At 64.5% G+C, this 20,492-nt stretch carries 17 protein-coding genes; 12 read left to right on the top strand and 5 right to left on the bottom strand.

The genetic code is table 11. The features are described from left to right. Positions 1 to 80: 80 nt before the first annotated feature. Positions 81 to 974, top strand: coding sequence for a 1-aminocyclopropane-1-carboxylate deaminase/D-cysteine desulfhydrase (locus tag AC5O5R_RS19605; RefSeq protein WP_494514652.1), 894 nt, complete (start codon positions 81 to 83; stop codon positions 972 to 974). On the opposite strand, the gene AC5O5R_RS19600 is transcribed toward AC5O5R_RS19605, so the two are convergent. Together AC5O5R_RS19600 and AC5O5R_RS19595 are read right to left on the bottom strand one after the other, a co-directional pair. Next, entirely contained in the window at positions 965 to 1,510 is a 546-nt protein-coding gene (locus tag AC5O5R_RS19600; RefSeq protein WP_494514651.1) for a cytochrome b, read from the bottom strand. The genes AC5O5R_RS19605 and AC5O5R_RS19600 overlap by 10 nt on opposite strands. Before the next feature lie 223 nt (positions 1,511 to 1,733). Then, positions 1,734 to 2,756 carry a DUF1853 family protein gene (locus AC5O5R_RS19595; protein WP_172218574.1) on the bottom strand — a complete coding sequence of 341 codons (1,023 nt, stop codon included), beginning with the start codon at positions 2,754 to 2,756 and terminating at the stop codon, positions 1,734 to 1,736. On the opposite strand from AC5O5R_RS19595, the gene AC5O5R_RS19590 reads away from it, so the two are divergent. From AC5O5R_RS19590 to AC5O5R_RS19540, 11 genes are all read left to right on the top strand, one after another. Further along, entirely contained in the window at positions 2,755 to 3,645 is an 891-nt protein-coding gene (locus tag AC5O5R_RS19590; protein ID WP_016485536.1) for an NAD(+) kinase, read from the top strand. The two genes, AC5O5R_RS19595 and AC5O5R_RS19590, sit on opposite strands and share 2 nt — an antisense overlap. Then, a complete protein-coding gene (locus AC5O5R_RS19585) occupies positions 3,645 to 4,616 on the top strand; it encodes a metallophosphoesterase (protein WP_172218573.1) in 972 nt (323 codons plus the stop codon). Before AC5O5R_RS19590 ends, AC5O5R_RS19585 begins: the two co-directional genes overlap by 1 nt. Next, on the top strand, positions 4,613 to 5,500 hold the full coding sequence (locus tag AC5O5R_RS19580; protein ID WP_172218571.1) for a rhomboid family intramembrane serine protease: 888 nt from the start codon (positions 4,613 to 4,615) through the stop codon (positions 5,498 to 5,500). Before AC5O5R_RS19585 ends, AC5O5R_RS19580 begins: the two co-directional genes overlap by 4 nt. A 13-nt stretch (positions 5,501 to 5,513) precedes the next feature. Beyond that, positions 5,514 to 5,774: a YeaC family protein gene (locus AC5O5R_RS19575; protein WP_172218569.1), complete on the top strand. Its 261-nt coding sequence runs from the start codon at positions 5,514 to 5,516 to the stop codon at positions 5,772 to 5,774. Then, positions 5,771 to 6,601 carry a DUF2797 domain-containing protein gene (locus tag AC5O5R_RS19570; protein WP_172218567.1) on the top strand — a complete coding sequence of 277 codons (831 nt, stop codon included), beginning with the start codon at positions 5,771 to 5,773 and terminating at the stop codon, positions 6,599 to 6,601. Before AC5O5R_RS19575 ends, AC5O5R_RS19570 begins: the two co-directional genes overlap by 4 nt. Before the next feature lie 13 nt (positions 6,602 to 6,614). Beyond that, positions 6,615 to 9,272, top strand: a complete 2,658-nt coding sequence (pepN, locus tag AC5O5R_RS19565) for an aminopeptidase N (RefSeq protein ID WP_172218565.1) — start codon at positions 6,615 to 6,617, stop codon at positions 9,270 to 9,272. Between the two features lie 332 nt (positions 9,273 to 9,604). Beyond that, entirely contained in the window at positions 9,605 to 10,630 is a 1,026-nt protein-coding gene (locus AC5O5R_RS19560) for a WD40/YVTN/BNR-like repeat-containing protein (RefSeq protein ID WP_372242403.1), read from the top strand. Next, a complete protein-coding gene (locus AC5O5R_RS19555) occupies positions 10,627 to 13,026 on the top strand; it encodes an efflux RND transporter permease subunit (RefSeq protein WP_372242402.1) in 2,400 nt (799 codons plus the stop codon). Before AC5O5R_RS19560 ends, AC5O5R_RS19555 begins: the two co-directional genes overlap by 4 nt. Before the next feature lie 151 nt (positions 13,027 to 13,177). Continuing rightward, positions 13,178 to 13,468, top strand: a complete 291-nt coding sequence (locus AC5O5R_RS19550) for a DUF5629 family protein (RefSeq protein WP_172218561.1) — start codon at positions 13,178 to 13,180, stop codon at positions 13,466 to 13,468. Then, a complete protein-coding gene (locus AC5O5R_RS19545) occupies positions 13,434 to 14,564 on the top strand; it encodes a lactonase family protein (protein ID WP_172218559.1) in 1,131 nt (376 codons plus the stop codon). The genes AC5O5R_RS19550 and AC5O5R_RS19545 overlap by 35 nt, the downstream gene beginning before the upstream one ends. A gap of 122 nt (positions 14,565 to 14,686) precedes the next feature. Beyond that, on the top strand, positions 14,687 to 14,866 hold the full coding sequence (locus AC5O5R_RS19540) for a hypothetical protein (protein ID WP_172218557.1): 180 nt from the start codon (positions 14,687 to 14,689) through the stop codon (positions 14,864 to 14,866). Positions 14,867 to 14,986: 120 nt separating this feature from the next. Here AC5O5R_RS19540 and AC5O5R_RS19535 read toward each other — a convergent pair whose 3' ends face one another. Genes AC5O5R_RS19535 through AC5O5R_RS19525 form a run of 3 tightly spaced genes read right to left on the bottom strand, consistent with a single transcriptional unit; the run spans position 14,987 to position 20,456 of the window. Next, positions 14,987 to 15,580 carry a glutathione S-transferase gene (locus tag AC5O5R_RS19535; protein ID WP_172218555.1) on the bottom strand — a complete coding sequence of 198 codons (594 nt, stop codon included), beginning with the start codon at positions 15,578 to 15,580 and terminating at the stop codon, positions 14,987 to 14,989. Further along, the gene (locus AC5O5R_RS19530; protein ID WP_172218553.1) at positions 15,577 to 19,221 is read right to left on the bottom strand and encodes an AAA family ATPase; all 3,645 of its coding nucleotides are present in this window, start codon (positions 19,219 to 19,221) and stop codon (positions 15,577 to 15,579) included. The genes AC5O5R_RS19535 and AC5O5R_RS19530 overlap by 4 nt, the downstream gene beginning before the upstream one ends. Further along, a complete protein-coding gene (locus tag AC5O5R_RS19525) occupies positions 19,218 to 20,456 on the bottom strand; it encodes an exonuclease SbcCD subunit D C-terminal domain-containing protein (RefSeq protein ID WP_172218551.1) in 1,239 nt (412 codons plus the stop codon). The genes AC5O5R_RS19530 and AC5O5R_RS19525 overlap by 4 nt, the downstream gene beginning before the upstream one ends. Between the last annotated feature and the right edge of the window lie 36 nt (positions 20,457 to 20,492).

Raw genomic sequence — 20,492 nt, 5'->3', positions numbered from 1 at the left:
GCGTAGCTTTTCAGGCCTGTGGGAACTGGCCTGTCGGCGATGGGCGCAAAGCGACCCGATTTCCCTGTAAACTGCGATGCATGCATGCACTCGAGCTTCCCCCAGCCCCCCTGCAACCCCTGAGCCTGCATTGGCTGCAACACGGCGGGGTTGAAGCCGCGATCCTCCGCCTGGACCTGATCGACCCGCTGATCAGCGGCAACAAGTGGTTCAAACTTCGCCATCATCTGCTGCAAGCTGGCAACAGCAAAGCCCCGGGCTTGATCAGCCTCGGCGGCAACCATTCCAACCACCTGCACGCGCTTGCCGCCGCCGGCAAGCGCTTCGGCTTTGCCACCGCCGGCCTGCTGCGGGGCCACGCCCAGGACACGCCCACGGTGCGCGACCTGCAGGCGCTGGGCATGGAGCTGCACTGGCTTGGCTATGGCGGCTATCGCGCACGCAACGAACCAGGGTTCTGGGAGCCCTGGCAGGCACACTACCCCGGTTGGCATTGCATCCCCGAAGGCGGCGGCGGGCTGGCCGGTGCCCAAGGCTGTGCACTGATCCTGCAGCAGGCGCGCTCACAAATCGCGACATTGGGCTGGTCGGACTATGACAGCTGGTGGCTGGCTGCCGGTACAGGTACCACCTTGGCCGGGCTGGTAATGGCCGAGGCGGGTGCGCACACCGTGCATGGCGCATTGGCCGTACCCAGGGATCATGGCGTGGCGGAAACGGTGGCGGCACTGGCAGGCGGACAAGGCTACCAGCTGCACGATGCTTGCCGGGGTGGCTTCGGCACGTTCGACGATGAGCTGCTAGCCTTCGTCGCCCACTGCGAGCAGCACACCGGCGTATCTCTCGAAGCACTCTACACTGGCAAGGCGCTGATGGCGCTGCGCGAACAGGTCGAGGCCGGGCTGTTCGCGCCCGGCACTCGCCTGATCTTCGTGCATACCGGTGGCCTGCAGGGTCGGCGCGGCTACTTGTAAGGCAGCATGCGCAGCAGCGTGTTGTCGCGCTGCACATAGTGGTGATACAGCCCTGCCAGTGCATGCAGGCCGATCAGCCAGTAGCCCCAACTGCCGATACCTTCATGCCAGCCTTTGATGAACTTGGCCAGGTCCGGGTCCGCGCCGATCAGGTGCGGCAGCTCCAGGCCGTAGAACGGCACCGGCTTGTCGGCGGCGCTGAGGATCAGCCAGCCGGCCAGCGGCAAGCCGATCATCATCAGGTACAGCGCCAGATGCATCAGGTGCGCCAGGCCGGTCTGCCAGGCCGGTGGCTTGGGCAGGATCGGCGGGGTCGGGCGGCTGAGGCGCACGGCCAGGCGTAGCCAGACCAGCACGAACACGCTGAGCCCGAGCATGAAATGCAGGTCTTTCATCAGGTTGCGTTCAGCGCTGTCCTTGGGGAACAGGCCGCGCAGTTCGATGCAGGCGTAGACGGCTGCCAGCAGCACCAGCATCAGCCAGTGCAGGGCAATCGACAGGCGCGCGTAATGGGTCGCGGGGGTGGATGAAACCATGGTCGTTCCTCGTCATCAGGTCGGGATGGCGCTCTTGTTGGCGCTCAGGTACCACTTTAAGGGTTACCGGGAACAGATCATTGCGCTGGGTCTGTGAAAACTGTGTTGTCTGTGCTGGCCCCATCGCCGGCAAGCCAGCTCCCACAGGTACGGCGTTGAGCCCGAGGCCTGCGCAGTACCTGTGGGAGCTGGCTTGCCGGCGATAGGGCCGGTACAGGCAACATCATGCCTCGGGCAAAAATGGCCAGCTGTCAGCCACCAGAAACACCCGCTCTGCCTCCTGCCAGGTACCGTCGGGATCCGGCTTCAGCCGCACCAGCAACTGCGCCGGCGCCTGCCGTGCCAACACATGCAGCCAGGCCGCAAACTGTTCTGCCTGCCAGCACTCACCCGCTTCTACCCGCGCCGGCGCCAGCCAGGCATGCCTTTGCAGTGGCTGCCAGCGCTCACCCTCAGCCATGACCCAGTCCCGCCGCCGCAGCCAACGCCCGCGCAGATGCTGCGGGTTGGCACCCGCCGGCGGCTCGGCATGTCCGGCCCATGGATAAAACAGGTAGCCGCCCAGCCATGCATGTGCCTGCACCTGGCCAACCCCAAGCCGGGCCAGCAGAACGCGGCTGTGTGCCCCCGCCGACATCGGCAACTGGTGCTTCGCCAGGTGCCCAAGCTTGATCCCCAGCCGGTCATGGCAGCCCGGCCCCAGCCAGGTGCAGGGGTCGTGTCCGGAGCCTTCCGGCCCCAGATACAGCTTGATGGCCAGTTCCAGATGGTGCACCCCGTCGCGGTCGCGCAGCACCACGTCCAGCTCACCCAGGGTGTGCCCGCCGTCGCGGATCGCCAGGTTGGCCGCCAGCAGTTCGATGCCCGGCGCCTGGCCCAGGGCAAACTGCCACAGCCGTTCGTAATAGTGCCCCAGGCGCCCGCTACCCAATTTCGCCAGCCAGTCCTGCAAAGGGCGATCGTCGGCATCCAGCGCTCGCAGCCAGTCTTCAAGCTGGCGCGGTTGATCCGCCCAAAGGCTGCCTGCCAATGGGTGGCGCTGGGGGCAGGGCGGGGCACTGAGCAAGGGCGGCGACAGCAGCGCCCAGGCCAGGTCGCGCACGGCGGGGCGCTGCAGTTGCCGGGGCAGGTCGTCGAGCTGGGCGAATGGCGTCATGCTGCGAGCATAGCCGGTTTGCCGCTGCCCGGTGGTTTCGCCCATAATCGGCGCATCGTCACCCGCCGCAGAGCCTCGCAGGAGCCCCATGGAGCAATTTCGCAATATCGGTATCATCGGTCGCCTTGGCAGCTCGCAGGTGCTCGACACCATTCGCCGACTGAAAAAATTCCTCCTCGACCGCCACTTGCACGTGATCCTCGAGGACACCATCGCCGAAGTGCTGCCCGGTCACGGCCTGCAAACCTCCACCCGCAAGCTGCTGGGTGAAGTCTGCGACCTGGTCATCGTCGTCGGCGGCGACGGCAGCCTGCTGGGCGCTGCGCGCGCCCTGGCCCGGCACAACATTCCGGTGCTGGGTATCAACCGTGGCAACCTGGGCTTCCTTACCGACATCCGCCCCGACGAACTGGAAGAAAAGGTCGCCGAAGTGCTCGACGGCCACTACCTGGTGGAAAACCGCTTCCTGCTGCAGGCCGAGGTGCGTCGCCATCACGAAGCCATCGGCCAGGGCGATGCGCTGAACGATGTGGTGCTGCACCCGGGCAAGTCCACACGCATGATCGAGTTCGAGATCTATATCGACGGCCAGTTCGTCTGCAGCCAGAAGGCCGACGGCCTGATCGTCGCCACCCCCACTGGCTCGACCGCCTATGCGCTGTCGGCTGGCGGCCCGATCATGCACCCCAAGCTCGATGCCATCGTCATCGTGCCGATGTACCCGCACACCTTGTCGGGCCGGCCGATCGTGGTCGACGGCAACAGCGAGCTCAAGATCGTGGTGTCCAAGGACTTGCAGATCTACCCGCAGGTGTCCTGTGACGGCCAGAACCACTTCACCTGCGCCCCCGGCGATACCATCACGGTCAGCAAGAAACCACAGAAACTGCGGCTGATCCACCCGCTGGACCACAATTACTACGAGGTCTGCCGCACCAAGCTCGGTTGGGGCAGCCGCCTGGGGAGCAGGGACGACTGATGCTCGATCCGGCGCGAAGTTTCGACATCATCGGTGACGTGCACGGCTGTGCACTCACCCTCGAACGCCTGCTCGACGCCCTCGGATACAAGCGTGTAGCCGGCGTATGGCGCCACCCGAGGCGCCAGGCGCTGTTCCTTGGCGACATCGTCGACCGCGGCCCACGCATCCGCGAGGCGCTGCACATCGTCCACGACATGGTCGAGGCGGGGCAGGCGTTCTGCATCATGGGCAACCACGAATACAACGCCCTCGGCTGGGTGACCCCGGCGCTGCCCGGCAGCGGCAAGGAATACGTGCGTGAACATACGCCACGCCATGCCCGGCTGATAGACGAAACCCTCACCCAGTTCGCCCAACACCCGGGCGACTGGCACGACTTCGTCAACTGGTTCTACCAGCTGCCGCTGTTCATCGACGCCGGGCGCTTCCGCCTGGTGCATGCCTGCTGGGACCCACGGCTGATCGAGCCGCTGCGCCAGCAATACCCCGATGGGCGTATCGACCAGCATTTCATCCAGGCCTCGGCGGTAAGCAACAGCTTCGCCGCCACCGTGTGCAACCGCCTGCTGCGCGGCACCGACATGCGCCTGCCCGACGGCCTGACCCTGACCGGCGGCGATGGCCTGACCCGCGCCTTTTTCCGCACCAAGTTCTGGGAAGAAGACCCGCAAACCTACGGCGACATCGTGTTCCAGCCCGATGCCCTGCCCGAAGCGGTGGCCAGTGCACCGCTCAGCCACAGCCAGAAGAACGCCCTGCTGCGCTATGGCGAAGACGAGCCGTTGCTGTTTGTCGGCCACTACTGGCGCAGCGGCCATCCCGCGCCCATCCGCCCCAACCTGGCCTGCCTGGACTACAGCGCCGTGCTCTACGGCAAAATGGTTGCGTACCGGCTGGATGATGAAACCCGCATCGACCCGCACAAGTTCGTCTGGGTCGACGTCGACCGCCCACAGGCCAACCAATGAACATTATCGAAGTGATGCGCCTGCCGCTGTCGGTCGACCTCAGCGGCTTCGTCCACCTGCTGCAGCGCCTGCAGGTGCCGCACCGGGTCAGTGAAGAGGGCGAGGTCCAGGTGCTCTGGGCCCCCGATACCCTGGCCGAAGACGTCCGCGAACTCTACCAGCGCTTCCCGGAGGGTAACGCCGATATCCCGGCAACCGATGACCCCGCAGGAGCGGGTTTACCCGCTAATGGCCCCACGCAACCTTCCCTGGCAGCCCAGGCCAAAGCCTGCAAAATCACCACCCTGACCCTGCTGCTGTGCTTCATCGTCGCCGGCCTGACCAGCCTGGGCGACAACTTCACCACCATCAGCTGGTTCACCTTCCTCGACTTCCGCGTGCAGGGCGACTACCTGTACTTCACCTCGCTGGCACAAAGCCTGGATCAAGGCCAGTGGTGGCGCCTGGTGTCGCCCATGCTGCTGCACTTCGGCGTGCTGCACCTGGCCATGAACAGCCTGTGGTACTGGGAACTGGGCAAACGCATCGAGCTGCGCCAGGGCCCGTGGATGCTGCTGGGCCTGACTCTGCTGTTCAGCCTGGTGTCCAACCTGGCCCAGCACTACACCAGCGGGCCGAGCCTGTTCGGTGGCCTGTCCGGCGTGCTGTACGGCCTGCTCGGGCACATCTGGCTATACCAGTGGCTTGCCCCCAACCGTTACTTCAACCTGCCCAAGGGTGTGCTGGTGATGATGCTGATCTGGCTCGTGGTGTGCCTGACCGGCGTGGTCGGCACCCTGGGCCTGGGCCAGATCGCCAACGCCGCGCATGTCGGCGGGTTGCTCATCGGATGCCTGACCGGGCTCTTGGGCGGGGCGCTGGCCCGGCGTAAACTGTCGGCTTGAATCAGGAGACACTATGTCCACTTTCGCGCAAATGATCGAAAACATCACCCCGGATATCTACGAGAGCCTGAAACTGGCCGTGGAAATCGGTAAATGGTCGGATGGCCGCAAGCTCACCGCCGAGCAGAAAGAACTGTCGCTGCAGGCCGTTATTGCCTGGGAGATGAAAAACCTGCCCGAAGACCAGCGCACCGGCTACATGGGCCCGCAGGAATGCGCCTCCAAGTCGGCGCCGATCGCCAATATTCTGTTCAAGTCGGACTCGGTACATTGATCGAACTCGCTCGTGGCTCTTTGAGCAAGATGACGGTAAGCCTGCAGGCACCGGTGGTGCAGTACAGCTTTCGCCTGGATGACACGCAGGTGCCGGTCAACCCGCTGATTGGCCAGCGCCTGCGCCTGGAATACCTCGGCGCCATTCACTGCAGCCATTGCGGCAAGCGCACCAAGACCAGCTTCAGCCAGGGATACTGCTACCCGTGCATGACCAAGCTGGCCCAGTGCGATGTGTGCATCATGGCCCCGGAAAAATGCCACTATGACGCCGGCACCTGCCGCGAACCGTCGTGGGGCGAACAGTTCTGCATGACCGATCACGTGGTCTACCTGGCCAACTCGTCGGGCATCAAGGTCGGCATCACCCGCGCCACCCAGCTGCCCACCCGCTGGCTCGACCAGGGTGCCAGCCAGGCCCTGCCGATCATGCGCGTGGCCACCCGCCAGCAATCCGGGCTGGTCGAGGATATCCTGCGCAGCCAGGTGCCAGACCGCACCAATTGGCGCACGCTGCTCAAGAGCGACGCCGAGGTGCTGGACCTGCCGGCCATCCGCGACCAGATCTTCGATGCCTGCGCCGACGGCCTGCGCGAGCTGCAGGGACGCTTCGGGCTGCAGGCCATCCAGCCGCTGGCCGACGCCGAAGTGGTGCAGATGCGCTACCCGGTCGAGGCCTACCCGACCAAGATCGTCAGCCACAACCTGGACAAGAACCCAGTGGTTGAAGGTACGCTGATGGGTATCAAGGGCCAGTACCTGATCTTCGATACCGGTGTGATCAATATTCGCAAGTACACGGCCTACCAGTTGGCCGTGCTCCAGTAAAAAGGACCTGCACATGCGTACCGAACAACCGCAAGTGATCTACCTCAAGGACTACCAGGCGCCCGAGTACCTGATCGACGAGACGCACCTGACCTTCGAACTGTTCGAGGACCACACCCTGGTCCATGCGCAACTGGTCATGCGCCGCAACCCCGAGCGCGGGGCCGGCCTGCCGCCACTGGTGCTGGATGGCCAGCAGCTGGAGCTGCAGCGCGCGGCTCTGGATGACCAGGAACTGCAGCCGGGCGACTACCGGCTCGAAGCCGACAGCCTGACCCTGCACCCCAAGGCCGCGAACTTCACCCTCGATACCAGTGTGAAGATCCACCCTGAAAGCAATACCGCGCTGGAAGGCCTGTACAAGTCCGGCAAGATGTTCTGCACCCAGTGTGAGGCCGAGGGCTTCCGCAAGATCACCTACTACCTCGACCGCCCGGACGTGATGAGCACCTTCACCACCACGGTGATCGCCGAGCAGCATCGCTACCCGGTCCTGCTGTCGAACGGCAACCCGACGGGCAGCGGGCCGGCCGAGGATGGCCGCCACTGGGCAACCTGGGAAGACCCGTTCAAGAAGCCAGCCTACCTGTTCGCGCTGGTGGCCGGTGACCTGTGGTGCGTCGAGGACAACTTCACGCGTCAGTCAGGCCGTGATGTGATGCTGCGCATCTACGTCGAGCCCGAGAACCTCGACAAGTGCGACCACGCCATGGTCAGCCTTAAGAAGTCCATGCGCTGGGACGAAGAAGTCTATGGCCGTGAGTACGACCTGGACATCTTCATGATCGTCGCGGTCAATGACTTCAACATGGGCGCCATGGAAAACAAGGGCCTGAACATCTTCAACTCCAGCTGTGTGCTGGCCCGCGCCGAAACCGCTACCGATGCCGCGCACCAGCGCGTCGAAGGTGTGGTCGCGCACGAGTACTTCCACAACTGGTCGGGTAACCGCGTTACTTGCCGCGACTGGTTCCAGCTGTCGCTGAAGGAAGGCTTCACGGTGTTCCGCGATGCCGAGTTCAGCGCCGACATGAACTCGCGCACGGTCAAGCGGATCGAGGACGTGGCCTACCTGCGCACCCATCAGTTTGCCGAAGACGCCGGCCCCATGGCCCACCCGGTGCGCCCGGACAGCTTCATCGAGATCTCCAACTTCTACACCCTGACCGTGTACGAGAAGGGCGCCGAAGTGGTGCGCATGGTACGTACCCTGCTGGGTGCCGATGGCTTCCGCAAGGGCAGCGACCTGTATTTTGAGCGCCACGATGGCCAGGCGGTGACCACCGACGATTTCATCAAGGCCATGGAAGACGCCAATGGCGTCGACTTCACCCAGTTCAAGCGCTGGTACAGCCAGGCTGGCACCCCCCGCCTGGACGTCAGTGAAGCCTATGATGCCGCCGCGCAGACCTACAGCCTGACCTTCCGCCAGAGCTGCCCGCAGACTCCGGACAAGGCGCAGAAGCTGCCGTTCGTGATTCCCGTGGAACTGGGTCTGCTGGATGCCGCAGGCAATGACCTGCCGCTGCAACTGGCTGGCGAAACCGCTGCCCAGGGTAGCAGCCGCGTGCTGTCGGTGACCGAGGCCGAGCAGACCTTCACCTTCCATGGCCTCAAGGCCAAGCCGCTGCCGTCGCTGCTGCGCGGCTTCAGCGCCCCGGTCAAGCTCAGCTTCCCTTACGACCGCGATCAGCTGATGTTCCTGATGCAGCATGACAGCGACGGTTTCAACCGCTGGGAAGCGGGCCAACAGCTGTCGGTGCAGGTGTTGCAGGAACTGATCGGCCAGCACCAGCGCGGTGAAGCGCTGCAGCTCGACCAGCGGCTGATCAAGGCCTTGGGCACTGTCCTGGGCAATGAATCGCTGGACCCGGCCATGGTCGCGGAAATGCTCTCGCTGCCGGGTGAGGCCTACCTGACCGAAATCAGCCAGGTGGCCGACGTGGATGCCATCCACAATGCCCGCGAGTTCGCCCGCAAGCAGATCGCCGCACAGTTGTTCGACGCCCTGTGGGCGCGCTACCAGGCCCATCGTGAGGTGTCGCGCGGCACTGCCTACGTGGCCTCGGCCGAGCACTTCGCCCGCCGCAGCCTGCAGAACATCGCGCTGTCGTACCTGATGCAGAGCGGCAAGCCGCAGGTGCTGGAGGCGACCCTGGAGCAGTTCGAGCACTGCGACAACATGACCGAGCGCCTTACCGCGCTGGCGGTGCTGGTCAACTCGCCGTTCGAAGCCGAGCGGGCCAGGGCGCTGGAAGCCTTTGCCGAGCACTTCAAGGACAACCCGCTGGTGATGGACCAGTGGTTCAGCGTGCAGGCGGCCAGCACGCTGCCGGGCGGGCTGGCGCGGGTCAAGGCGCTGATGCAGCACCCGGCGTTCACCCTGAAGAACCCGAACAAGGTGCGTGCGCTGGTCGGTGCGTTTGCCGGGCAGAACCTGGTCAACTTCCATGCGGCGGATGGCTCGGGGTATCGCTTCCTGGCCGACCTGGTGATCGAGCTGAATGCGCTGAACCCGCAGATTGCCTCGCGTCAACTGGCGCCGCTGACCCGCTGGCGCAAGTATGACGCTGCGCGTCAGGGCCTGATGAAAGGCGAGCTGGAGCGGATTCTCGCGTCCGGCGAGCTGTCCAGCGATGTCTATGAAGTGGTGAGCAAGAGCCTGGCGTAAGCCTGCTAGAAACCGGGGCTGCTGTGCAGCCCATCGCCGGCAAGCGCGGCTCCCACAAGATAATCACAAGCGCCGAAGGTTGTGATAGTCCTGTGGGAGCCCACAAGATAATCACAGACTTGAAGGTTGTGGTATTCCTGTGGGAGCCGCGCTTGCCGGCGATGGGCTGCGCAGCGGCCCCGGTTTTTTCCGGTTAACAAAACATAACGTCCCGCGCGTTGTAATCGCGCAACCTTCCCCGATACGATCCCCCCAAGCCTCTAACACAGGCTTTTCACAGCACAGACCCAACAAGAACAACACAACAGGGGATGGTCATGAAGCAGCGGGTGATGACGCAGACCAGGCGTGGTGCCTGGCCATTGGCCGCCAGCGCAGTGCTGGCGCTGGCATTGGGGGTATGGGCCGACAGCGCCCAGGCCGCCGCAGCCGACGAATACTCCACCGAATCGGCCAAGGCCAGCCAAAGCCTGCTGATCGGCGCCACCCATGCCGGCAAACGCCTGGTGGTGGTGGGGGATCGCGGCCACATCCTGTTCTCCGATGACCAGGGCAGCACCTGGACCCAGGCCCGGGTACCCACCCGGCAACTGCTCACCGCCGTGTTCTTTTTCGACGACAAGCGCGGTTGGGCGGTCGGCCATGACGCGCAAATCCTCGCCAGCAGCGACGGTGGCGCCACCTGGAGCAAGCAGTTCGAAGACCTTGCCCGCGAAGCACCCTTGCTCGACATCACCTTCCTTGACGCCCAGCACGGTTTTGCCGTGGGTGCCTACGGCGCCTTGCTGGAAACCACTGACGGCGGCCAGCACTGGCAGGACGCGGCCGAGCGCCTGGACAACCCCGACCAGCTGCACCTCAACGGCATCGCCCGGGTGCGTGACGCCGGGCTGTTCATCGTTGGCGAGCAGGGTGGCATGTTCCGCTCCGCCGACAACGGTCAAACCTGGGCCAAGGTCCAGGGTCCCTACGAGGGCTCGCTGTTCGGCGTGATCGGCACTGCCCAGGCACACACCCTGCTGGCCTACGGTCTGCGCGGCAACCTGTTCCGTTCCACCGACTTCGGCGACAGCTGGCAGCCTATCGAGCTGAAGGCCGCGCGCGGCGCGCTCGAATTCGGCCTGGCAAGCGCTACGCTTCTCGATAATGGCAACCTGGTGCTGGTCGGCAATGGCGGCAGCGTGCTGCGCAGCAGCGACGACGGCCACACCTTCAGCGTCTACAACCGCGCCGACCGCATTGCCCTGGCCGGCGTCAGCGGCCTGGCCGACGGTGGCCTGCTGCTGGTGGGACAGGGTGGTGTACACCTGGCCAGCGCCGAAGGTGCGGACCAGCCTGCCGCGCAGGTGCGTCCATGACCAGCAGGGAGAGCATCAGCATGCAGCCGCACCACCAGGACAAGGCCACACTGCTCGAACGCCTGATCTTCAACAACCGCCCCGTGGTCATCGCCCTGTGCGTGCTGGTCAGCATTTTCCTGTTCTGGCAGGCCACGCAGATTCGCCCCTCCACCAGCTTCGAGAAGATGATCCCGCTGCAGCACCCGTTCATCGAGCAGATGATGGAGCACCGCAACGACCTGGCCAACCTTGGCAACACCGTGCGCATCTCGGTGGAAGCGGTGAACGGCGACATCTTCGACAAGGACTACATGGAGACCCTGCGGCAGATCCATGACGAGGTGTTCTACATACCGGGCGTCGACCGCGCCGGGCTGAAGTCACTGTGGAGCCCCAGCGTGCGCTGGAGCGAGGTCACCGAAGAGGGCTTTTCCGGTGGCGAGGTGATCCCCAACACCTACAACGGCTCGCAGGACAGCCTCGACACTTTGCGTGACAACGTGCTCAAGTCCGGCCAGGTTGGGCGCTTGGTGGGCAACAACTTCAAGTCCAGCATCGTCGACGTGCCGCTGCTGGAGAGCTACCCCGACCCGCAGGACCCGGGCAAGCAGGTGAAGCTGGACTACCAGCAGTTCTCGCACCTGCTCGAAGAAAAGATCCGCGACAAGTTCCAGGCGCAAAACCCCAATGTGAAAGTGCACATCGTCGGCTTCGCCAAGAAGGTCGGTGACCTGATCGATGGCCTGGTGATGGTGGCGATGTTCTTCGGCGTCGCCCTGGCCATTACCTGTGTACTGTTGTACTGGTTCACCTGGTGTATCCGCAGCACCATCGCCGTGCTCATCACCACCCTGGTAGCGGTGGTCTGGCAGCTGGGGCTGATGCATGCGGTGGGCTTTGGCCTGGACCCGTACTCGATGCTGGTGCCGTTCCTGATTTTCGCCATCGGTATTTCCCACGGGGTGCAGAAAATCAATGGCATCGCCCTGCAGTCGAGCGGCGCCGACAATGCGCTTACGGCAGCGCGGCGTACCTTCCGTCAGCTGTTCCTGCCGGGGATGATTGCCATCCTCGCCGATGCGGTGGGCTTCATCACCCTGCTGATCATCGACATCGGGGTGATTCGCGAACTGGCGATCGGCGCCTCTATCGGCGTGGCGGTGATCGTGTTCACCAACCTGATCCTGTTGCCGGTGGCCATCTCCTATGTCGGCATCAGCAAGAAGGCGGTCGAGCGCAGCAAGAAAGACGCGACCCGCGAGCACCCGTTCTGGCGCCTGCTGTCGAACTTCGCCAGCGCCAAGGTGGCACCGGTGTCCGTGGTGCTGGCGCTGGTCGCCTTTGCCGGTGGCCTGTGGTACAGCCAGAACCTGAAAATCGGCGACCTCGACCAGGGCGCGCCAGAGCTGCGCCCAGACTCGCGCTACAACCAGGACAACAACTTCATCATCAGCAACTACTCGACCAGTTCAGATGTGTTGGTAATCATGGTCAAGACCCCGTCCGAGCAGTGCTCGGTGCACGCGACCATGGCCCCGATCGACGAGCTGATGTGGACCATGCAGAACACGCCCGGCGTGCAGTCGGCAATTTCCCTGGTGACTGTGTCCAAGCAGGTGATCAAGGGTATGAACGAGGGCAACCTGAAATGGGAAACCCTGTCGCGCAACCCCGATATCCTCAACAACTCCATTGCCCGCGCCGACGGCCTGTACAACGGCGACTGCTCGCTGGCGCCGGTGCTGGTGTTCCTCAACGACCACAAGGCCGAAACCCTGGAGCGGGTCACCGCTGCGGCCAAGGCGTTTGCCGACAGCCATAACAAGGAAGGCCTGCAGTTCCTGCTGGCGGCGGGCAACGCCGGGATCGAAGCAGCGACCAACGAAGTGATCAAGTCGGCCGAGCTGACCATCCTGATCCTGGTGTATATCTGCGTGGCGGTGATGTGCCTGATCACCTTCCGTTCGTTTGCCGCCACCTTGTGCATCGTGCTGCCGCTGGTGCTGACCTCGGTGCTGGGCAACGCACTGATGGCTTACATGGGGATCGGGGTGAAGGTGGCGACCTTGCCGGTGGTGGCGCTGGGGGTGGGCATTGGCGTGGACTATGGCATCTACATCTACAGCCGTCTGGAAAGCTTCCTGCGTGCCGGGCTGCCGTTGCAGGAGGCCTATTACGAAACCCTGCGCTCGACCGGCAAGGCGGTGTTGTTCACCGGGTTGTGCCTGGCCATCGGGGTGTGCACCTGGATCTTCTCGGCGATCAAGTTCCAGGCGGACATGGGGCTGATGCTGACCTTCATGCTGTTGTGGAACATGTTCGGTGCGCTGTGGTTGTTGCCGGCGCTGGCGCGGTTCCTGATCAAGCCTGAGAAGATGGTGGGCAAGGAAGGGGGATCGATTTTCGCCCATTGAATCGCAGGGGGCCGCTGTGCGGCCCATTCGCAGCACAAGGCTGCTCCTGCCAGGGCGTTCGCGATCTGCTGTAGGAGCAGCCTAGTGCTGCGAATGGGCTGCAAAGCAGCCCCAAGGCTATAATGCCGGCTCATTTCAAATTGGTACCTCCATGTCCCCCCTCGCCACCGCCCTGCAGTCTTGCGACATGCTCCTGATCGACGGCCTGCATGCCTTCGACTTCACCAGCGACGAAACCGGCCTGACCATCGAATGCATGGACGGCCGTCAACTGCGCCGCTGGTCTTTCACCTCTGAACAAGTCGCCGCCGCCATCGCCAACGGTGATGAATGGCAGCTCGACGATGCCAATGGCGAGCATCGGCTAGTCTGTATGAGTGCCTTTCGTGCCCCGGATGAAGACCAAGATGAACCGGATCTGGACCAGCCTGCTGACCGCTAGCCTGATGAGCCTGACTTTCAACGCCCATGCCGCCACGTTGCTGGTCGGTAGCTACACCGATGGCGCCAGCCAGGGTATCTACCGTTACCAGTTCGACGAAAAAACCGGCCATATCGACCCCATGCCGCAGCAGGTGGTGAAGAGCGTCAGCCCGTCGTGGCTGGTGCTGTCGGCCGATCAGCGTCAGCTGTTCACGGTCAATGAAACCCCCGGTGGTCACGCCAGCAGTTTCAGCGTCAGCACCAAGGGCGAGATCAAGCCCCTCAACCAGGTGACCACCAAGGGCGACGAGCCAACTCACGCCAGCCTCAGCCGTGACCAGCGTTACCTGTTCGTGGCCAACTATGCAGTTGCACCCGACCCCGGTGGCAGCCTGGTGGTGATCCCGGTGGCCAAGGACGGCAAGCTCAAGCCGCTGGTACAGCAGTTGCGGCACAAGCCCAGCGGCGTCAACCCCGAGCGCCAGGCCGGTGCTCACGTGCATTCGCTGGTACTGTCGCCCAACGGCCAGCATGTCTACGCCTGCGACCTGGGCGCAGACAAGGTGTTCATCTACAGCTATGACGGTGCCAGCGTGGACAAGCCATTGAGCCCGGCAAGCCCTGCTGCGGTGGACTTGCCGCCGGGCAGTGGACCCCGTCATTTGCTGTTCGACGCCAAGGGCCGGCATGCCTACCTGACGCTGGAAATGAGCGGCGAAGTGGTGATGTTCGACGTCAAGGACGCTGCGCTGCTCCCGCGCCAGCGCTTGCCGCTGACCGAACAGCCGGATGCGGCAGCCAAGGCGGCGGGGGGGCTGCACCTGTCGGCCGACGGGCGCTTCCTGTATGTCAGCAACCGCGGCACGGCGAACCAGATCGTGGTGTTCAGTGTGGGCAAGGACGATGGCCAGCTGACGCTTCTGCAGCGGCGGTCGGTAGAAGGCGATCACCCGCGCGAGTTTGCCCTCGACCCGAGTGACAACTTCTTGCTGGTGGCCAACCAGAAGAGCAACCAGATCGTGGTCATGCGCCGCGATCCGCGCAGCGGCAAGCTGCTGGAGACGGTGCAGACGCTGAAGCAGGAGGCGCCTTCGGACCTGAAGTTCCTGGAGTGATATCGATCGGCGTGATAATCGATACTGCCGCAATGAATTTTTGCATGCGGCCTCTGCGGCGTAAGTTTGATCCAAGGCCCAAACGGGCCACCGTCAAACCACCGCCGTCGAGGTCAGCCCAGATGAACTTCAATCTCTTCCCGGTCATCGCCGCATCCGCCATTTCTGCCTCAGTGGTACTGCCCACGCATGCCCATGCCGATTCCACTCGCAAGGCATCCGCAAACCACAGCTACACCGAGCAGTACCTGCGCCAGAGTGCCAACTTCCACGCGGCCCTGAGTGGCAAACATAACCATTGAATCCTGTACTGGCCCTATCGCCGGCAAGCCAGCTCCCACAAGGGATATGCAGGCCTCACGCCCAGCGCGGTATCTGTGGGAGCTGGCTTGCCGGCGATAGGGCCAGTGCAGGAGCAGATTTCATTTGGCCATGACCGACTTGAACAGCTCCGAAGCCAGCCACCTCTCCAGCCAGCTCCGCACCCGCGGATAAGCCGCCTCGGCGAACCACAGCGGTTCGACCCCGGCAAACTGGCGCATCAGGGGTAGCAACGCGGCATCGGCCAGGCTTGGATGGTCAGCCAGCAAGTTGCCCCGCCCATCCAGCAGGCCTTCGAGCTCCGCCAGCCAGGCCTCGGCCTGCAGGCGGTAATGCTCGCGGGAATGCTCGGGATAGCGCTCGGCATACTTGTACAGGTTTACCTGCACCTTGAACGTGCTGTCATTGCGCGCAATCAGATCCTCAGCTTGCTGCGCTGCGGCCGGGTCGCCTTGTAGCCGCCAGTCCTGCGGGTCGTTCTGCTCCAGCGCCCAGCGCATGATATCCAGGCTTTCCTCCAGCACCCCGGCACCGGTGTCCAGCACTGGCACCGTGCCCTTGGGCGACAAGGCCAGCAATTCTGCCGGCTTGTGCTTCATCGCCACCTCGCAGATCTGCACCTGGCACCCGGCATAGCGCAGTGCCAGGCGCGCACGCATGGCCCATGGGCAGCGGCGGAACGAGTAGAGAATCACCCGCACACCTCCACATCGCTCAGGCCATTGCCTTGACGACGCACCTGGATCTGCACCGGGATGCGTTCGTGCATCTCCTGTACATGGGAAATTACCGCCACCTTGCGGCCCTGGGCCTGCAAGCCATCGAGGGCGTCCATGGCCAGTTGCAGCGACTCGGGGTCGAGGCTGCCGAAACCTTCGTCGATGAACAGCGATTCGATGCGCAGGGTGCTGGAAGCCATCGAGGCCAGGCCCAGGGCCAGCGCCAGCGACACCAGGAAGGTTTCACCGCCCGACAGCGAGTGCACCGAGCGCAGCTCGTCGCCCATCTCGGTGTCCAGCACCAGCAGGCCGAGGGCGCTGCCGCCGCGCTTGAGGCGATAGCGCCGGGCCAGTTGGCGTAGCTGGGCGTTGGCGTGGTGCAGCAGCAGGTCGAGGTTGTAGCCCTGGGCGATCTTGCGGAATACATCGCCCGAGGCTGAACCGATCAGCCCACTCAGGCGCGCCCAGCGTTGCCACTGCTGGTGGGCCTGCTCGATTTCTGCTGCCAAGGCCTGGGAGGCCTGCTGGCGACGTTGGTCGTCGGCCTGCTGCGCACGCAATTCGGCGCATTGCTGCTCATGGCCGGCGAGGCGTTCGCGCAAGTCGGCCAGGGCTTGCTCCAGCGCTTCGGCCGAAGTTTCCACGGTGGTTTGCGCGGCGTGGTGCTGCAGGCGCTGTTCGCGCTCCTGCAGGAGCACGCGACCCTGCTCAATGGCTTTTTCGGCGCCTTGCAGGCGCTGGCGCAGTTCACTGACCTGGGCATCGTCCATGGCCAGCAATCGATCCAGCCCGGCGTCATCCAGTTCAGGGTGTTCGCTGCGCCACTGCGCAATCTGCCCTTGCAACTGCTGGCACTCGTTGTCCAGCGCCTGATGCTGTTGAGCATTGGCGTTGAGCTCGCTGGCCAGCTGCACGCCCTGGGTGCGCAACGCCTGCAGGCGCTGGGCGGTGTCGGCGTCGAGGGCGCGCGCGTGCTCCAGCGCGGCGTCCATGTGCTGTTGCCAGGCTTCGGCGCTGGCATGTTCGCCCAGCAGTTCGGCCAGCGAAGCCTGGGCCTGCTGGCGCTGCTGGTCGAGTGTGGCGAGTTTCTGCTGCAATTGCTGCAGCGCCTGTGCGCGCGCCTGTTGCTGGTCGCGCAGCTTGTCCAGCTGAGCTTGACGGGCTTGCTGTTCCTCCTGCTCGTCCTTGCGTTGTTCCAGTTGTTGCAGGCGCTGGGCGATTTGCTGATCGAGGGCGAGAAAGGCATTGGCCGGGTCGTCGTTCAAGGCCTTGAGGGCTTCATCGGGCAACACGCCGGCCAGGTCGTTCAGGCCTTGCTGCAGCTGCTGCTCGTCGTTTGCCAGGGCCTGATGCTGTTGCTCCAGATGGCGCTGGGCCTGCTGTTGGGCATCGTGCGCGGCTTGCAGCTGCTGGTTGAGGCGGGCGGCGTCGCGTTGCAGGGCGAGCAGCGCGCTCTGGCGCTTCTCGTCCTGGTTGATCACTTCGTCCAGACGCCGTAGCTGGCTGTCCAGCCAGGCGCGGCGGGCCTTGTCGTCCTGCGGCGCAAGTGCCGGCCACAGGCTGTGCGCCTGCACCTCGGCCATCAAGGGTTGCAGCTGCTCATCCAGTTGCTGCTGTTGCTGCTGATAATCCTTGAGCTGGGCGTTGATCACCCCCAGCTGGGTGCGCAGCTCCACCAGCGTGCTGTTGAGGTTTTCCACCTGCTTTTGCGCGGCGGCTTCTTCTGCCTGGTCATGGCGACCCAGGCTTTGCAGCAGCGCTTCGGGTTGATGGAAGGGATGCTCGGCGCTGCCGCACACCGGGCAAGGCTCGCCGTCGCGCAGTTGGGCACGCAGCTCTTCGACGCTCGTGTTGCGCGCCAGGCGCTGGCGTTCCAGCAACTGGCGGGTGAGGTTGAGCGCCTGCTCGGCGGCTTCCAGTTCGGCCTTGGCTGCGGTGCCCTGGCTGATCAGCTGCTGGCGCTGCTGCATGGCCTGCTGCTGGCGCCCGCGCACGGCATTCAGCTGTTGGCGCAGCTCCTGTTCACGGCCATGAAGGCGCGCGAGCACTTCAACGGCGCGTTGCTGCTTGCGGTTTTCCTGCAGCATGCTGCCCAGCAGGTCGATCTGCTCCGCCAGGGCCTGGGGCTCGGCCTTGGCCTCGCGGAACAGCAGGTCATGGGCGTCACGCTCGGCTTGCAGGTGCACATTGGCCTGGCTGGCCAGAGCTTGCAGGCCGGGCAGTTCTTCACGGCCTTTGGCCAGGCGGGCGCCGATCTGCATCACCTGCTTCAGTTGCGGCAGGTAGGCGTGCCAGGCGTTGGCCAGGCCCGCCAGGTGCTGGCTGTCGGCGAGCGCCGTGTCGATCTGTGCCAATTGTTGCAGGCTGCGCTGTTGATTGGCCTCCAGCTGCTGCACGTGCTGCTGGCCGTCGGTAACTTCCTGCTCGGCCTGTTGGCGGGTGCTGTGTTGTGTCACCAGCTCCTGATCCAGCCGCGCCAGGTTGTCCTGGACGGCAAAAGCCTGGCGCAGGCGCGGGGCATTTTCGCCGTGCTGTGCCTGCTTATCGGCAAGGGCCTGGCGCGCGGTGACCTGCGCTTGTTCGAGCTCGGTAGTACGCACCTGCAGTTCGGTTTGCTGCTGGTGTTGTTCAGTGATCTTCGTCGCCAGTGGCAGCAACTGCGCATTCAGCGTCTGCTGGCGGTGAAACTGGTGGCGCTGCGGGGCCAGGCGCTCCAGGCGCGCAAGGTCCAGGCGTGGCTCGGCCAGCTGCTGCCAGTCCTGTTCGGCGGCCTGCAGGGCGTTGCTGGCCTCGCTGTGCTGGGCCTGCAGCTGGCGTTGTTCATTCAGCCAGCTGCGTTGCTGTTCCAGCTGGCGCTCGCCGGCCTGGTCGGCCTTGAACTGCTGCTGCGCCTGCTCCAACTGCTGGTCGAGCTCGGCACGGGCTTCGGCGGCCATCGGCAGCAGGTGGCTGGCGCGGTCCTTCAGGGCGTTGTGGGTGTCGCCGGCCTCGCGGGCCTTGCTGAAGGCACGTTGGCCCAGGCGGGTGTAAATGGCGGTGTTGGTGAGCTTTTCCAGCAGTTCGCTGCGGTCTTTGTCGTCGGCCTTGAGGAAGGCGCCGAACTCGCTCTGGGCCAGCATCACCGCACGGGTGAACTGTTCGAAGTTCAGGCCCAGACGGGCTTCGACCAGTGCCTTGAATTCGTTCTTGGCGCTGGCCAGCACCTGCTCGCTGTCGAGGTCGTAGAAGCTCTGGCGGCTGAGTTGCAGCTTGCCGTTTGCCTTGTCGCGGGCGCGGTTGGCTTCCCAGCGGGAGCGGTAGCGACGGCCGTCGATGCCGACGAAATCCACCTCGGCAAAGCCGCTGCCGGTGCCACGGCGCAGCAGGTTGCGCGGGTCGGAGGTGGGGATCTCGCCGTCGGCGTCCGGCACCTTGGCCTCGCGGCCAATGTCGTTGAGCCGCGGTACGGTGCCGAACAGCGCCAGGCACAGGGCGTCGAGCAGGGTGCTTTTGCCGGCGCCGGTAGGCCCGGTGATGGCGAACAGGCCGGCACTGGCCAACGGTTCGGCGGTGAAATCGATGTCGATCGGGCCGGCCAGCGATGCCAGGTTCTTCAGGCGAATGGCGAGAATCTTCATGGCTGCTCCTCTTCCAGCTGCACGTCCTGCAACAGCAGGGCAAAGTCGGCCAGCGCCTGCTCGTCGGCGGGGTTGCCGTAGGCCTGTTCCCAGGCCCGGCTGAACAGGTCCTGCGGGGTCATCTGCGACAGTTCGACAAAGGCCAGGCCATCGTCTTCGGCATTGTTGCGGCCGGCGTATTCGGCGCTGATGCGGATCAGCCGCACGGCCTTGCTTTGGAGTGCGCTTTCGATCTGCTGGCGCAGGTCCGGTTGCGGTTCATCCAGTATCACCCGCACCTCCAGCCAGGGCTGGCGGTTGGGGTCTTCGAGCAGGTCGATCACCGGCAGTTCGGCCAGTTGCTGCAGCAGTTCGCCCAGCGGCGCCGGGCCGACCCGTTGCAGCGCCACGGCGCGCGGTACCGGGCGGGGTTCGATGCTGACCAGATCGCTGCCGTTCAGCTCCACTTCCAGCACCTGGTGCGGGTAGTTGACTTCGGCGAACGACAGCGGGATCGGCGAGCCACTGTAGCGGATGCGCTCTTCGCGGTTGACCTTCTGCGGCTTGTGCAGATGGCCCAGGGCGACGTAGCTGATGGCCTTGTCGAACAGCTTGGCCGGCAGGGCTTCGGCGTTGCCGATGATCAGGCTGCGTTCGGAGTCTTCCGACACCGCGCCACCGGCCATGTGGGCGTGGCTGATGGCGATCAGCGCCTGGTCTTTCTTGCGCTTTTTCTGCGCGGCGGCGATCAGTTGCTGGTGCACCTGGGTGATGCCCTGCAGGTAGTCGTCACCCAGTTGCGGGCCAGTCACTTCGGCCGGACGCAGAAACGGCAGGGCCAGGCACCAGGCGGCGACCTTGCCACGGCCGTTGGTCAGCGGGATCAGCAGGCGTTCGGCATCCAGCTGGCCCTCGTCCAGCCAGTGCACGCGGCCCAGGGCATGGGTGCGCAGGCGGCGCATGAGCGCGGCGGGCAGCTCGATGCGCGAGCCGGAGTCGTGGTTGCCGGCGATCATCACGATGTCCAGCTTGGGCTGTTGCTCGTGGGCCTGGACGATGAAGTCGTAGAGGCGTTCCTGGGCTTTGACCGGCGGGTTGACGGTGTCGAAGATATCGCCCGCGATCAGCAGCGCATCCGGCTGGCGCAGGCGCAGCTGGCCGAGCAGCCAGTCGAGGAAGCAGGCGTGTTCGAAGTCGCGTTCCTGGCCGTGCAGGCTTTGGCCCAGGTGCCAGTCGGAGGTATGAAACAGACGCATGGATGACCTGTTGGTGTCGAGTCGAGCAAGCGAGGG

The organism is Pseudomonas sp. 8_5_2 (assembly GCF_059295255.1).
Note: the sequence above shows the minus strand (reverse complement) of the source record. Positions and strands in the feature narration are given on the sequence as shown.